Annotated in this window: 11 protein-coding genes and 1 riboswitch; all 11 genes read right to left on the bottom strand. The window is 51.7% G+C overall.

The genetic code is table 11. The features are described 5' to 3' along the window. Positions 1–74: 74 nt before the first annotated feature. The 11 genes from Q0G26_RS03015 to Q0G26_RS02965 all read right to left on the bottom strand — a co-directional run bounded on the left by Q0G26_RS03015 (position 75) and on the right by Q0G26_RS02965 (position 14,563). Positions 75–602, bottom strand: coding sequence for a regulatory protein RecX (locus tag Q0G26_RS03015; RefSeq protein WP_293828490.1), 528 nt, complete (start codon positions 600–602; stop codon positions 75–77). After that, positions 577–1,629 carry a recombinase RecA gene (gene recA, locus Q0G26_RS03010; protein ID WP_293828488.1) on the bottom strand — a complete coding sequence of 351 codons (1,053 nt, stop codon included), beginning with the start codon at positions 1,627–1,629 and terminating at the stop codon, positions 577–579. Before recA ends, Q0G26_RS03015 begins: the two co-directional genes overlap by 26 nt. Positions 1,630–1,719: 90 nt before the next feature. After that, positions 1,720–2,619 carry an Hsp33 family molecular chaperone HslO gene (gene hslO / locus Q0G26_RS03005; protein WP_293828486.1) on the bottom strand — a complete coding sequence of 300 codons (900 nt, stop codon included), beginning with the start codon at positions 2,617–2,619 and terminating at the stop codon, positions 1,720–1,722. Between the two features lie 175 nt (positions 2,620–2,794). Then, positions 2,795–3,256 carry a 6,7-dimethyl-8-ribityllumazine synthase gene (gene ribE, locus Q0G26_RS03000; protein WP_009145144.1) on the bottom strand — a complete coding sequence of 154 codons (462 nt, stop codon included), beginning with the start codon at positions 3,254–3,256 and terminating at the stop codon, positions 2,795–2,797. Positions 3,257–3,304: 48 nt separating this feature from the next. Further along, a complete protein-coding gene (locus Q0G26_RS02995) occupies positions 3,305–4,534 on the bottom strand; it encodes a bifunctional 3,4-dihydroxy-2-butanone-4-phosphate synthase/GTP cyclohydrolase II (protein WP_293828484.1) in 1,230 nt (409 codons plus the stop codon). Between the two features lie 21 nt (positions 4,535–4,555). After that, a complete protein-coding gene (locus Q0G26_RS02990; RefSeq protein ID WP_293828482.1) occupies positions 4,556–5,206 on the bottom strand; it encodes a riboflavin synthase in 651 nt (216 codons plus the stop codon). Further along, positions 5,206–6,330 carry a bifunctional diaminohydroxyphosphoribosylaminopyrimidine deaminase/5-amino-6-(5-phosphoribosylamino)uracil reductase RibD gene (gene ribD, locus Q0G26_RS02985; protein WP_293828723.1) on the bottom strand — a complete coding sequence of 375 codons (1,125 nt, stop codon included), beginning with the start codon at positions 6,328–6,330 and terminating at the stop codon, positions 5,206–5,208. The genes Q0G26_RS02990 and ribD overlap by 1 nt, the downstream gene beginning before the upstream one ends. Before the next feature lie 82 nt (positions 6,331–6,412). After that, positions 6,413–6,529: riboswitch (FMN riboswitch) on the bottom strand. Positions 6,530–6,599: 70 nt separating this feature from the next. Beyond that, positions 6,600–7,721, bottom strand: coding sequence for a M20/M25/M40 family metallo-hydrolase (locus Q0G26_RS02980; protein WP_293828480.1), 1,122 nt, complete (start codon positions 7,719–7,721; stop codon positions 6,600–6,602). Between the two features lie 83 nt (positions 7,722–7,804). Next, complete coding sequence (locus Q0G26_RS02975; protein ID WP_293828478.1) at positions 7,805–8,008, bottom strand: hypothetical protein; 204 nt, start codon at positions 8,006–8,008, stop codon at positions 7,805–7,807. Between the two features lie 8 nt (positions 8,009–8,016). Further along, entirely contained in the window at positions 8,017–11,406 is a 3,390-nt protein-coding gene (locus Q0G26_RS02970) for a UvrD-helicase domain-containing protein (protein WP_293828476.1), read from the bottom strand. After that, positions 11,399–14,563, bottom strand: a complete 3,165-nt coding sequence (locus Q0G26_RS02965; RefSeq protein WP_293828474.1) for a PD-(D/E)XK nuclease family protein — start codon at positions 14,561–14,563, stop codon at positions 11,399–11,401. Before Q0G26_RS02965 ends, Q0G26_RS02970 begins: the two co-directional genes overlap by 8 nt. Positions 14,564–14,775: the final 212 nt, after the last annotated feature.

Raw genomic sequence — 14,775 nt, 5'->3', positions numbered from 1 at the left:
GAAAATCGTTGATATTAACACGATTGGATAACTACATTATAGATTATATTTAACAAAATTGTCAAGTTTAACCGCTACATATTGTCTGAAAAATGTAATTTACCCAATATAATGTGCATATATCTTGATGAAAAGCCGCGAGCCGCCATAAAGCGTCCTGCAGCCGCATATATTTTTTTGTAGTCTGCTTCCTCTGTTAATTTACGCTGGTTACGCTGCATAAAAAGCTGTGCCGCGTTCTCTGCCTGCTGCTCTTCAACGTCAGGCGTAAAGCGTTCCATGATTTCTGCAGCCACGTCTGCGCGTATGCCACGCTTGCTCAGCTCCAGCTGCAGATGCTGCCTGCCATAGTAGCGCTTGGCCAACCATGCCTCGTACACTCTTAGGGCATAACGCTCCTCGTTAAGCAGACCATAGTCCTCCAGCTTGGCCACTGCCTCCAGCGCCTGCGCCTTAGTGGCACCCTTGCGCTGCAAACGCTCCAGCATGTCCTTATGGCTGTAGTCACGATAAGACAATAAATCCAGCGCGCAGTCATAAACCTGCTGCGCGCTGGTAAAGCCTTCTTCCTTTTTTTTATTCCTTAAAGATCGACTCCACATCCTGCAACGGCTCCTCAGCTACTTCCTTATTATCGCTCTTGGCAATCGTCACGGCGCGGATTTTTGCTTCAATTTCGTTGGCAATTTCCGGATTTTCGCGCAAATAGTCTTTAACCTTTTCCTTGCCCTGACCTAAACGGATATCGCCATAGGAATACCAGGCACCGCTCTTGTTGATAATATCAAGATCTGCACCAAGATCAACAAGGCAGCCCTCATGGGAAATACCCTTGCCATACATGATATCAAACTCTGCCTGTCTGAATGGCGGTGCTACCTTGTTCTTGACAACCTTGACACGGGTACGGCTGCCAATTACATCGTTACCGTTTTTCAGCGTATCAATACGACGTACATCCATGCGGACAGTAGAGTAGAATTTCAACGCACGGCCACCGGTAGTGGTTTCCGGATTACCGAACATAACGCCGACCTTTTCACGAATCTGGTTGATGAAAATAGTAGCACATTTGGATTTGGAAATCAGACCTGTCAGCTTACGCAGAGCCTGGCTCATCAGACGTGCCTGCAGACCAACGTGTGAATCACCCATCTCGCCTTCAATTTCTGCACGCGGAACCAAAGCAGCAACAGAGTCAATAACGATAATATCAATAGCGCCGCTGCGTACCAGTGCGTCAGCAATTTCCAATGCCTGCTCACCATTATCCGGCTGAGAAATCAACAGATCATCAATATTTACACCAAGATGACGGGCATATTCCGGATCAAGCGCATGCTCCGCATCAATAAAAGCTGCATAGCCGCCCATTTTCTGAGCTTCAGCAATCATATGCAATGCAACGGTAGTTTTACCGGAAGATTCAGGACCGTAAATCTCAATAACACGTCCACGCGGAATACCACCGACACCAAGAGCAATATCTAAGGATAAAGCACCTGTAGGGATAACCTCAATATTCATCTTGGCACTTGCTTCGCCCAGCATCATAATGCTGCCCTTGCCAAAATCCTTTTCAATCTGGTGCATCGCCATGTCTAAAGCTTTCTTTTTATCTGCGTCCATTTGCTTGCCTCCTAATATATAAATTTAAAATTCATCGATTCACTGCCTTTATTATACAAACAAAAGTTTCGTTTGTCAAGAGAAGTTTTGTTATTTAATATTCTGTTTAGTAGCTTCCATCTGTGCCTGCTTTTCCTTTTCTTCCAGCAGGTGCTTGATTTCATCCTGAGTATATTCATAGGTGCTGTTGCAGAATTCGCAGTGAGCTTCTGTTGTTTTATCCTGCGCCAGCTCCTCCAGGGATTTCATATCAAGGCTTCCCAGAGCTGCCAGAATGCGCTCACGACTGCAGCGGCATTTGAAGCTCAGGGGAATTGTTTCTTTAATATCAACGTCCAGACCGCGGCCAAGAATTTCAATCATCTTTTGCGGAGTATAGCCAATTTCCAACAATTGAGTTACATACGGCGTCAGGTTAACGTTGTTTTCCAGTTTTTCCAACACCTCGTCTGTGCAGCCCGGCATAGCCTGAATAAAGAAGCCGCCGGAGGCTGTTACGTTGCCGTCCTTGTCAACGAGTACGCCCAAAGCAACGCTTGTAGGAGTCTGTTCGGAAACGTAGAGGTATTTGGTCAAATCGCTGGCAATCTCGCCGTCCTGCAGCTCGCAGTAGCCTGTGAAGGGCTCTGCATTCTGAAGATAACGCGTTACAATAATATTGCCTTCGCCGATACCGCCACCGACATCCAGCTTGCCATTTTTCAACGGCAAAAATGCGTCCGGGTTTTCTACATAACCACGCACGGTGCTGCCTTCGGCATCTGCTACTACCTCGCCCAGAGGGCCGTCGCCCTTCAGGCGCAGGCTGATGCGCTCGTTATCCTTCATGGTTGCGGCCAGCAGCAAAGCACCGTTCATTGCACGTCCCAGAGCAGCGCTTGCCAGATGGGAGCAGCCATGCTTTTTAGCTGCCTCCTGTACCAGATTAGTGGTGCATAATGCATAAATACGTACACCATCGGCCGTAGCCTTTGTTAAAACATCTTCCATAATATTGCCTCACAATCCTGCCTTACGGCAAAAATTTCACTTGCTTAATAAAACAAGCCCACTAAACTACTGCTAGCGGGCTTGCAAATTTCATGCATGGGGAACAGCCTGTTATCAGCTCTTCCACAATGTCAATTATAAATCATAATAGTCAAAAAGGCAAGCGGTGAAAATGTTACATTTCTTTGAAGAGATTTACCATTTCCATGGCGGTCATTGCGCAGTCTACGCCCTTGTTGCCGGCCTTGGTGCCAGCACGTTCTACAGCCTGCTGGATGTTTTCGGTGGTGAGTACGCCGAAGGCTACGGGTACGCCGGTTTGCATGCTTACCTGAGCAATGCCTTTGGAGGCTTCAGCGCATACATAGTCGAAATGCGGGGTTGCGCCGCGGATTACTGCGCCTAAGCAGATTACTGCGTCGTATTTGCCGCTTTCTGCGAGTTTTTTTGCTGCCATGGGGATTTCGAAGGCGCCCGGTACCCAGGCTACGGTGAGGTCTTCGTCAGCTGCTTCGTGGCGGATCAGGCAGTCGATGCAGCCGCTGAGGAGTTTGCTGGTGATGAATTCGTTGAAGCGGGCTACGACGATTGCGATTTTCATGTTTTTGGCGGTGAGTTTTCCTTCTAATGTTTTCATGGTTTGTTCCTCCTAATGGTTTTACGTTTTACGTTAATTTATACTTTATTATTTTCCGCAGTGGCAGCCACAGCCTTCGTGCAGCTTGTGGCCCATTTTCTCTTCTTTAACGTCGAGATAATGTTCGTTGTATTTGTTAGGCTCCATGATGATGGGCACGCGGTCGGTAATGGTGATGCCGTAGCCGGAGAGGCCGATGCGTTTTGCGGGGTTATTGGTAATCAGGCGGATGCTGGTGAGTCCGAGGTCAGCCAGAATTTGTGCGCCCATGCCATAGTCGCGCAGGTCGGGAGCAAAGCCCAGACGCACGTTAGCCTCAACGGTATCAAGGCCCTGATCCTGCAGTGCGTAAGCACGGATTTTGTTGGCCAAGCCAATACCACGGCCCTCCTGACGCATGTAAACAACAGCGCCGCAGCCTTCCTTTTCAATCATCTTCAAAGCGGTTGCCAGCTGATCGCCGCAGTCGCAGCGCAGGCTGCCGAAGGCATCACCGGTCAGGCACTCGCTGTGTACGCGCACCAGCACGTCCTTTTTGCCGGCAACATCACCCTTGACAATAGCAACATGGCAAAGGTTATCCAAATCGTTTTCATAAGCAATAATGCGGAAATTGCCGTATTTAGTCGGCAGTGCAGCCTCAGCAGCACGGTGCACCATTTTTTCATGTGCCTTACGATAAGCAACAAGCTCGGCAACAGTGATGAAAACAAGCTTATGCTTTTTGGCGAACTCGATTAAATCCGGAGTACGCGCCATATGGCCGTCGTCATTCATAATCTCGCAGCAGATGCCTACAGGCTGCAGACCTGCCAGCTTGCACAAATCAACAGTAGTTTCGGTGTGACCGGTACGCACCAGTACACCGCCCTTGCGTGCGCGCAGCGGGAAAACGTGGCCCGGACGGCGGAAGTCGTTTGGCTGTGCACCGGGCTCAGCGCATTTTTTTATGGTATAAGCGCGCTCGTAAGCGGAAATACCGGTGGTGGTGTCAACATGGTCAATAGAAACAGAGAAGGCTGTTTCGTGATTGTCGGTGTTGTGCGTTACCATAGCGCCGAACTGCAGCTTGTCCATAACCTCGCTGTCTGCCGGCATGCAAATAAGTCCGCGTGCTTCCTTAGCCATAAAGTTAATAGCCTCGGGAGTGCACAGCTCGGCTGCCATAATCAGGTCGCCTTCGTTTTCGCGGTCCTCGTCATCGGTTACCAGTACCATCTGACCTGCTTTAATCGCAGCGATGGCTTCATCAATTGTATTATACTTAAACTTTTCCATTTTCTACCTCTTTGTTGCTGCTCAGATAAACCCATTTTCCAACAGCATATTTTTATTTAAAGCAGGCTCCTGAGTCTGCTTGGGGTTAAATTTTAACATTTGCTCTACATATTTGCCGATAATATCCGTTTCCAGATTTACGCTGTCGCCCACATCCTTAAAGCCAAGCGTTGTTTCCTTGGCGGTATGCGGAATCAGCGATACGGAAAAGCTGCTTTCTGTAACCTGCGTTACCGTCAGGCTGATACCATCAATCGCAATGCTGCCCTTTTTGATGATATACTTCAAAAGCTCCGGCGGGGTGTTGATGGTCACCACCATGGCAATGCCCTCAGGCCTACGGCTGGCAATCACGCCTAAGCCTTCCACATGTCCGCTGACGATGTGACCGTCAAGACCGTCGCACAGGCGCAGCGTGCGCTCCAGGTTCACCCTGTCGCCGGCATGCAGGCTGCCGATATTGGTCAGGCGCACTGTTTCCGGCATCACGTCGGCGGTAAAAGCGGAATCATCCATGCTTACTACCGTCAGGCAGGCGCCGTTTACGGCAACGCTGTCACCGATTTTCAAATTCTGCAGTACCTTCGCCGCCGCCACTGTCAGGTGATATGATTCACCCTGCTGCGCCAGCTTCTGCACTGTTCCCAGTTCAGCTACCAATCCTGTAAACATTATTCTGCCCCCCTCAGCAGCTCCTGCTTATCCAGCTCCGGCACCAGACCTGTTATCAGTACATCACTGCCCATTTTTTCAACCTCGACCTCATCAAGCTGCCAGCCGGTTTCTACCAGGCTGCTGCCTGCGCCGCCTACCGGCGGCAGAGCAGCAGCGCCACCGATCAGCTTGGGCGCTACAAAGGCGCACACTCTGTCAGCCAGGCCTGCATCGAAGAAGGCACCATGAATTGCACTGCCGCCTTCTACCAACAGGCTGGTAATACCGCGCTCGGCCAAAGCCTGTACTACCTGCGCCACAGGCAGCACGCCGTCAGCCAACGGTAGACGTACCACCTCTACGTTAGGTAGAGCAGCCAGCGCTTCCGCCTTAACGATATCTGAATCCAGACCGGTAAAGATAATCGTATCCGCCAACGGATTTAAAACTGTCGCCATCAGCGAAATCTTCAGGCTGCTGTCGAGCACTACACGCACCGGATTCTTACCGCGCACCAGACGGGTGGTCAGCTCCGGGTCATCCTCCAGCACTGTGCCGATGCCGACAAGCACAGCGTCATGCTGCTTGCGCAGGCGATGTGCGAAGGTGCGTGCCTCCTCGCCAGTAATCCATTTGCTGTCGCCCGTTGCCGTCGCAATCTTGCCATCCAATGTCATAGCGTATTTTAAAGTGATAAACGGACGCTTTTTGGTAATCCAGGTAAAGAAGCGCTCATTTAATCGCTGAGCCTCCTTTTCGCACACGCCGGTAACAACCTCTATACCCTGCAGGCGCAGATATTCCAAACCCTGACCTGCAACCTTGGGATTAGGATCAAGGCAGGCCACAACAACCTTGCCGATGCCAGCACGTGCCAAAGCTACGCAGCAGGGACCGGTGCGACCGTAATGTGCGCAGGGCTCCAGCGTTACATAGGCCGTTGCCCCCTGAGCCATCTGTTTGGCTTCAGCCAAGGCATTGACCTCCGCATGCGGTTCGCCGGCCTTATGGTGATAGCCCTCGCCCACAATATTGCCGTCATCATCCACAATCACACAGCCAACCATCGGGTTGGGACTGGTGTTGCCCTCTGCCTGCAGCGCCAGCTCCAGGGCTCGCTGCATATATGCTTCATCTGTCATTCTTGCCAAAATATCACCTTCCAGTAATATAAAAAACCGCATAAAGACCTAAGGAGCCCATATGCGGTAAAAAATACAGTTTTGCCACCTTTTATCATCCAGACTATACTGTCGGTACCGGAATCACACCGGTTCATGCGCTGTTGCGCTAGCGGACTTTACCGCCGATCGGGAATTGCACCCTGCCCCAAAGGTTACATTATGAAGTTATTTTTATTATAGCGTCAAATTTTCTTCCAGTCAAGAAAACTATACGTGAACACTATGATTTACTTCGCTGCCTCTTTAATAATTTCGTAGGTCCAGCGTGCAGTGTTGTACAGGTCCTCTTCCTTCAGATATTCCGCGGTAGTATGTACATTGCTCATGCCGGTTGCCAAAAGGCCACAGGGCAGGCCGTAACCGCAAAGATAGTTGCCGTCGCTGCAGCCGCCGGTGGTTTTCAGCTCTACCGGGAAGCCCAGTGTTTCCGCAGCGCGTGCTGCCAGCTTAATGCATTCGTGGTCCTTGTTCAGCTCCACAGCAGGACAGCCTTCCACTACGTCGAATTCAACCTGACCGCCACCGGCTTCAACAGCCTCTTTAATCAAAGCGATGGTGGAATCCTTCAACGCTTCCAGACGCGGTACGTTCAGAGAGCGCATATCAATGACGAATTTAGCCTCTGGGCAAACGATGTTGGTGCCGACGCCTGCATTGAACATGCCGATGTTAAAGGTAGTTTCGCTGTCCAGACGGCCGTAAGCAGGCAGCTTGGACAGAGCATCCGCTGCCAGCATAATCGCATTGACGCCTTCTTCCGGAGCAATGCCTGCATGGGCGGCCTTGCCCTTGACGGTTACGTAAATATCGTACAGCTTCGGTGCAGCGTAGGTAATTTCACCCGGTGCGCCGCCAATATCCATGCAATAGCCATAATCAGCCTTAATCCAGCTCTGGTCCATGTTGACTACGCCCAGGCAGCCAATTTCCTCGCTGACGGTGAAGCACAGCTGCACGTCGCCGTGAGCTACGCCGTCCTCCTTCAGTGCGCGCACCGCCTCCAGCATCGCAGCAACACCAACCTTGTCGTCACCGCCCAAAGTTGTGGTGCCGTCGCTGTACAGCACGCCGTCCTTGCGGACAACCTTAGTGCCTGTTGTCGGTGCTACGGAATCCATGTGCGCTTCAAACAGCAGCGTAGGAGCATTCGGCACGGTGCCCTTCACATAGGCCCACACATTGCCGCAGGTACCGCCGGTTTTTTCGTGCGCCTTGTCCATCTCAGGCTCCAGGCCAAGCTCGCGCAGCTTCGCCATAATCAGCTCTGCTTCCTGCTTTTCGTCCTTGCTGGGGCAGGGAACGCTTACCAGCTCTATAAATTCATCAATTAATCTTGTTTTGTTTATCATCTAGGTCACCTCGTAATAGTTTCGGATATAAGCATATTATATACCTTAATGAAAGCCACGCGCAAGTTTAGCTGCCGGCAATATTACATTTGCAGATAACGGCAGGCCAGATACAAGGCGCCCGCAACCAGGCCACCGCAGGCACGGATGCGCAGCTTTTTCACATCAACGCGCTCCGGATCGCTCTTCTGCAGACAGCCGATACCGCCTAACAGCAGCCAGGCAGAAAACAGCAGCATAGCCGCCGCCAGATAATCCCAGCTTTCCAATTTAGCAAAAATCTCCATTACATCACCTATTCTTTATTATTTTGCGGACACAGATATGCATAGTGACAGTAAGCACAGCCTGCGTTACAGCTGCAGGTGAAGTCTTCCTCCTCGCCCTTGCCGCTGATTTCCTCGCACAGCTCCACTGCCTCCTGCAGGTACGACTTATCAAACGGCAGCTGCCAGACGCTCATGTTCTGCAGGAAGTGCAGCTCGGCGCGCACAACTCTTTTACCGTGGTACAGCTTTTCCGCTGCGTCCTTATAGAGCGCCAGCTGATAAGCATAGCCAAGCTTCACCTCATCAGGCTCCGGCGGCGTACCTGTTTTATAGTCCACTATTATCATCTTATCATTTTCGTCAAAGGCCAGCAAATCAATTACGCCCTCAGTCGCCAGCTCCTGCTGCAGCGGCTGCACGAAGGCTAATTCACGCTTCTGCTTTTTGGGCAGCGCTTTATACAAATCGCTGGCAATATAATTGGTAAACAGCTGCTTCGCCCAGCCGCCAACTGCGCCGGGAGCATTTTCCTGCAACGCAATGGCAAAAACAGCCTCCGCATTATAGCCATTATACAGCTCCAGCGCTCTATGCACAATACTGCCGGTTACACTCGCAGGCAGCTCACGCGCCTGCTCGTCAGCAACTGTCTGCTCCAGCTCAGGCAACGCCAGAACCTGCTGGTAGTAGTACTGGCGCTGGCAATGCAGATACGTCTGCAGCGCACTTGCCGTAAAGCAGGTACGGCCGCAGGCCGCGTAAGCAGGCAGCGGTGCCAAGGCCAACGGCTCCAGCACCAGCTGCTCTTGCTCGCTCTGCTGCGCAACAGCTGGTTGCAAATCATCGGCGCACAGCAGACGCACCCACTGGCAGCTGCACGCCTGCTTTTGCCAATCTGCCTCCAGCACTGCCTGCAGCTGCTGCCACCAGCCTGTAGCAGACGGCAGACTGACAATAGTCTCCGGCAGCTTTTCCCTTGCCACCGTACCAACCATTAAAAGCTGTTTTTGCGCACGCGTCATCGCAACGTACAGCAAGCGTCTGGCTTCTTCCTCTTCCAGCACCTTGTCGCGTTCCTTCGCCAGCTCGTAAATCCCACTGTTTTGCAGCTGCAGCTGTTCATCAGGTACCTTGATGCCCAAAAGTCCCTGCTCGCCTTCCTTGCCGGGCAAATATTTGATAGAGGAGGTATCGCCCTTCACTGATTTATCAAGCTGCGGTAAAATTACCAGATCGAATTCCAGTCCCTTGGAATTATGTATCGTCATAATCTGCAAGGCATCGTCAGCCTGTACGGTAGCAGCAGGCTCTTTACTGCTGTTGGCACGCAGGTCCTTGACGTACTGCAGCCATTCAGCCAGCGAAGCCTGCTTCGTCTGGCAGTACTGCTGCGCCAGTCGGCGCAGCTTTTTGACGTTGGCCAGCTTGCTGGGGCCGTTTTCCTGTTGCGAGAGGACGAACTCAGGCTTCAGCTCAGTCCAAAGCTGTGCGAACAGCTCCGGCAGCGCCAGCAGCGCTGCCGCTTCGCGCAGACGTCCCAGGATTGCAGCAGCCTGCACTGCCAAAGCCTGCTGCTCCGGCTCTAGTTTAATCTCCAGCTCGCCACTGCCTACAGCCTGCAAAACGTCCCACAGCTGTCTGTCCTTGCCCGTCTGCCAGAAAAGCTGCGTCAGTGTTGCGTCGTCCAAACCGAAATAATTGGAGCGCAAGGCACCTGCCAGCTCCAGACTTGCGTAACGGTTGTGCAGCGCAGCCAGCAGATTCAGAATATCCAGTACCTCCTGCTGCTCATAAAAGCCCTTGCCCTTGACTACTACGCAATTAATGCCGTAGCCTTGCAGCGTCTGCCGCAAAATTTCGCAATGCGTCATTGCACGCAGCAAAATAGCCTTGCTGGCTCCCGGCCTGAGCTGCGGCTCTACCTTGGGCAGCTCCTGCTGCAGATAGGCGGCGATTGCCTCTGCCTCCTTCTGCCATTTATCCTCTTTATTGCCCAGGTCGTCGTCCTTAGATTTATACGGCACCTGCAACAGACAAACCTTGGCCCCACCGGTGTTTGCACCCTCGTGATGCTCCAGACGGATTTCCTCCTCAGGCAAATCCATCAGCTGACAAAAAGCTGTATTACAGGTCTCCACGATGCTCTGCGTGCTGCGGAAATTAGTCTTCATGCCCAGGTTCTGGCCTGCATTTTGTGCAATGTCCTCCTTCACCTTGGTAAAGACGCTGACATCAGCATGACGGAAGCGATAGATAGACTGCTTCACGTCACCGACAATAAACAAATTATTTGTACCGTCAAGCTTGTTGCCACACAGCAAATATATCAGCTGTCGCTGACGTTCATTGGTGTCCTGGAATTCGTCTACCATGATATATTTATAGCGCTCCTGATACTTTTTGCGCAGCTCCTCATTCTTCTGCAGGTACTCAATAGCCAGCAAATCCAAATCATCACTGAAAAGCACATTATTTTCCTGCTTACGCGCGCTCAGGCAAGCGTAAAATTTTTGCAGCACAGTAAGCCAGTCCTGCACTAAAGCACAGCCCTTGGCGTTCAAAATCACATTGTTCAGTTCCTGCCGCAGACTTTTTAAATTATCCAGCTCCGCCGCCAACGCTTTGCCGCTGACCTTAGCAATTCCCAATGCATCCAGCAGAGAGCAGTCCGGCTCCGGTGCCAGAATCTGCTGCTCCAGCTCAGCCAAATGGCCTGCTGCCTCCGTCAAGGTCTGGCGTCCCTTCGTCTTTTGTCCCAAAGCCTCGCGTGCTTCGATTACCTCACGCACAGCGGCAAACAGCTTTTGCTGCAAACCCGGCAGCTGTTCCTTAGCCTTGATATAAGGCAATGCCAGGTCCTTGTCCTGCACCAGCTCCGAAAGCTTGTCCCCCAGCGACGTAACCTGATTCACAAAGCTCGTTACGCCGTAGGTTTGTACCAGACGGCGCACTGCCTCATCTTCCTTGATATTTTTGCGCAAAAACTGCTGCAGCGTTTCCAGGAAAAAGTCCTGCGCCTCAAAATCCTCCAGAATCGTAAAATCAGGATCAAGCTGCGTTTCTACCGGGTTATCCTTCAAAATGCGGCTGCACAAACCATGAATAGTACTGATTGGCGCACTTTCCACCTTTTGCAGGTGCTCCTGCCAACGCATTCTTTCCAAATCTGTCTGCGCCTGCTCCACGCATTCACTGACAGCCTGACGTACACGCCCCTTGATTTCGGCAGCAGCCTTACGTGTAAAGGTAATTGCCACAATGTTCGTAGGGTTAACACTTAAATCCGAGCGCAGGATTTGCACAAAGCGTTTCATCAGCACATAGGTTTTGCCGCTGCCGGCACCGGCGAGCAGCGAAACATTACTTTTTATGCTGTTGATTGCCAACTCCTGTTCCGGTGTAGGATTCTTACTCATCGCTCTCGCCTCCCTGTTCATTAGTGCCGCTCATAAGCTGTACACGGCAAATATCATGCAGCGGGCAATATATATCGCAGCGCTTGCAGCCAGCCAACGCAAAATCGCCTGCATAAATTCTTTCTATATAATCCTTCAGCAGCTGCTCCTTTTCCTGCTTAAAGCTATCCCAGGTCAGTGCTTCGGCATTCTTCGGCTTTTTATACGGCAAGTCGCTGTTGCCCACGCTTTCCAGCAAAAAGGCACTTTTGCGCTTGCCCTCCTTCAGTGAATAATAGCAGCCGCCGCTGACTGCAAGCTGCTCCTTAGCCAAAGCTGCCGCCAGCAGATACACCGGCAGCTGCAGATCAAGACCTTGCGCCATCGCCTTACTGCTGGGAGCGCTGCCGCTTTTATAGTCCGTAATAAAGGCATGCTCACCATCGCTGTCGATCCTGTCAATGCGGCCGATAAGCGAAGCCTCACTGCCGTCACTGAGCGACAAATACAAGGGCTTGCCGTTTTTGGAGCTGAAGTCCCATTCCACAGCATACGGCGTAAAGCCGCCCCAGCGCTGCTGGTCAGCATATTCAAAGCGCAGCCAGCGCACGAGCATACGCCACAGGCGCTGCTTTTCTACCTGCCAGATATCCTCATTGACGGAAGCAATAGCACTGCTGTTATCATTACGTGCAGCGGTGCAGACATCCTCAAAGACAGCCTCCAGCTCCTCTGTCAGGTCTTCTATGGTTTCGTCAATAATTTTGCTGCCAATATATGGCTCGACAAAGCTTTTCAGCGTCTGGTGCAGGATATCACCGGCATCACGCGGCTGCAGCAAATCATCTGCCGCCTCCGCTGCCTGCGCCAGCCACACCTTCTCTGCCAAAAAGCGGAAGGGACAGGCAGCATAAATCTCCAGCCTGCTCGCACTGAAGCGGCTGCCGATTTTTTTCTGCAGCATAGCTGTCGGCAAAACGTTCTGCAAATCACCGTTATATTCAGCCTGCTGTGCTTTACGCAAGGTATCTGCTTGAGCAGCCTGCTGCAGCTCTGCCGTAGGAGCCTGCTGGCCGCTGAGCTGCTCGATTTTCGGCAGGTCAGCAGCAGCGAAGCGCTTGTCGCTGTAGGCCTCTTCAGCTGAAGCAATGCCAAAATCCGGCGGTGTCTGCGCCTTCACATAATCCTTGTCCACGCGCTTTTCATCGCTTCCAGGCTGCAGGAACAGCTTCCAGATTTCGTCCAAATAGCTGCTGGCCAGGCTTTCGCCTACCTCCTCATGCCAGGTAAGGATAAGCTCCCTTTGCGCTGCACACACAGCCTGAGCGAAGAAGTACGCGTCCTCATCAAAGGAGGAGCCAACTGTTGGCAAGTCATAGCCTGCATCTGCCAGCTGCTTACGTTCTGTATCGTTATAAATCCAGTTTTCGTTTTTAGCCTGCGGAAATTCGCCCTCGCGCAGGCCCATAATATAAACACTGTCAAAGCTCAATCCCTGCACGTTGCCTACCTCGGTAAACAGCACGCCGTCCCTGCGACCGAAGCGCAGCGTAAGCTGCACCTGTCCCAAGGCCTCCTGCAGCAGGCTGTTCCACTGGCTCAGCGTCAGCTTATAGGTAAGATTGTGCGCAACATCGTAATCATGCACCAGCTGCTGCACAGCCTTCAGCACAGCGTCCTTACTGCGTAGGCAGGCAAGCAGCGAAGCAATAGGCACACCCTGCTTATGCAGGCTGCCAAGGCGTTCCTCCAGCGGCAGCGATTGCACAAGCTGCGTCAGCTGTTCGGCATAATCGCTGATGCTGGCCTCCGCCTGCGTGTTTTCGATAAAAGCATCAAGCTGCTGCCACAGCGCCGTTGCATCTCCTAACAGCTCATGCGCCTTCTGCATAGCCTGCTGACGTGTTTTAAAATACGTTTGGGAGCGCAGGCTGCTTGCCGCCTCCACATCTACGTCAAAGAATAAACGCAAAAGCTCGCAGTCCAGCAGCTCCAGATAAGCCACTGCAGCCTCACGTCCCCTGCCTGCAGCAGTAAGCAGCAGGCGCAGCATAACAGCCAATGGCTGCGACACCAGCGCTGTTGTCTGCGGCAGGCTCACCGGCACACCGTATTCATCTGCCAGCTGGCGCAGGCCGCTGTATAAGGAAAAATCACGCACAGCCACAACTATGCGATTGGCAGCACATTGCTTCTGCGCAAGCTGGTGTTTAATGCGCTTCAGCACCCAACGCATCTCCTGCTCGTCGGAAGCAAAGCAGTAGCTTTCCACGCCTGCCAGCGGCACCGGCGCGGGCGCATGCCCCAGGCGACGCAGCTGCTGCATGGCAGCTGCTGCAGGAGCCTGCTGCAGCTCTTCAGCCGCGATGCTTTCAACCGTCGCGCCCAAAATTTTGAGAGAGTTAACTGTATTCGTGCTCGCGCGCATAAATTTGGTAATCGACTCATACTTCGCCTTTTCGTCAATGCTTACCCTGCGTCCTTCGTAGCTCATGCTGATTACCAGGTCATCTACATGCTTTGCCAAAGCCTGCAGAAAGTTTACCTGCACCTGGTCCAGGCTGAAGAAATCGCTGATATAAATATGCTTCCAGGGGATTTTGCAATCCTGCTTTTTAAGCTTCTCCACCGCCAGACGGTACTTGCCCTCCAGGTCATACCATTTGTTATCTTCCAGATATTGACGGTAAAGCAAGTAAAAATTGCAAACGCCCAAATCCTTGCCCTTCAGCTCATCTTCTTCAAAGGATTTTTGCATTTGGCCATAGATATCCTCCTTAGTCGCACCACAACGCGAAAGCTGGCTTACAAGTGAGGTCATGGCCTTCACAAAGCCGGTTTTGTGCGCCAACGAGCCAAAATATTCCAATTGCTTATGCGTTTTCATACCGGTAAGCTGCTTGTTTTCCATCATGTAGTCAATAATATCCTGCACAATCAGCTCCTGGCTGCGGCGGCTCAATTCCTTGTAATCAGTACCGCCGTTGATATTCATCAGCTTGCTGGCCAAGGTGTCCATGCCCATGGTTTCAACATTAGGGTAATTGCGGCACACCTCGTCCATCAGCAGGCGGTTAGGCAGCACCAGTACGCCCTCGCCCAACGATTGTTGCGAAAGCTCCTCTGCCAGCTGCGGTCGCAGGCTGCAGCCGAGAGGTACATAAATCAACTTTGCCATAACAATCTCCTTCTTTTGCTTCTCTAATGCTTCAAGTAATCTTGATAAAATCTCTATACTGTTTATTATACCATAAGCGACTGTCAAAAATTGTCTATTCGAGGAACAAACTTTTAGGAAGAAAGGAACAGTAACCTCCTCTCTCCTCCCTTGACTTTTCTCTCCTCTTCAAGTAAACTTAAAGTATGTTCTTCCAAAACTGCAGGTAACAT

This window comes from uncultured Phascolarctobacterium sp., from assembly GCF_934190775.1.
In the GTDB taxonomy this organism is placed as follows: domain Bacteria; phylum Bacillota; class Negativicutes; order Acidaminococcales; family Acidaminococcaceae; genus Phascolarctobacterium_A.
The sequence above is the reverse complement of the archived record's forward strand: the minus strand, read 5'-3'. Positions and strand labels throughout refer to the sequence as shown.

Excerpts from the sequence above, each read along its gene's own strand:
- Q0G26_RS03015 (WP_293828490.1), bottom strand. The coding sequence starts at position 602 with ATGTGGAGTCGATCTTTAAGGAATAAAAAAAAGGAAGAAGGCTTTACC.
- recA (WP_293828488.1), bottom strand. The coding sequence starts at position 1,629 with ATGGACGCAGATAAAAAGAAAGCTTTAGACATGGCGATGCACCAGATT.
- hslO (WP_293828486.1), bottom strand. The coding sequence starts at position 2,619 with ATGGAAGATGTTTTAACAAAGGCTACGGCCGATGGTGTACGTATTTAT.
- ribE (WP_009145144.1), bottom strand. The coding sequence starts at position 3,256 with ATGAAAACATTAGAAGGAAAACTCACCGCCAAAAACATGAAAATCGCA.
- Q0G26_RS02995 (WP_293828484.1), bottom strand. The coding sequence starts at position 4,534 with ATGGAAAAGTTTAAGTATAATACAATTGATGAAGCCATCGCTGCGATT.
- Q0G26_RS02990 (WP_293828482.1), bottom strand. The coding sequence starts at position 5,206 with ATGTTTACAGGATTGGTAGCTGAACTGGGAACAGTGCAGAAGCTGGCG.
- ribD (WP_293828723.1), bottom strand. The coding sequence starts at position 6,330 with ATGACAGATGAAGCATATATGCAGCGAGCCCTGGAGCTGGCGCTGCAG.
- Q0G26_RS02980 (WP_293828480.1), bottom strand. The coding sequence starts at position 7,721 with ATGATAAACAAAACAAGATTAATTGATGAATTTATAGAGCTGGTAAGC.
- Q0G26_RS02975 (WP_293828478.1), bottom strand. The coding sequence starts at position 8,008 with ATGGAGATTTTTGCTAAATTGGAAAGCTGGGATTATCTGGCGGCGGCT.
- Q0G26_RS02970 (WP_293828476.1), bottom strand. The coding sequence starts at position 11,406 with ATGAGTAAGAATCCTACACCGGAACAGGAGTTGGCAATCAACAGCATA.
- Q0G26_RS02965 (WP_293828474.1), bottom strand. The coding sequence starts at position 14,563 with ATGGCAAAGTTGATTTATGTACCTCTCGGCTGCAGCCTGCGACCGCAG.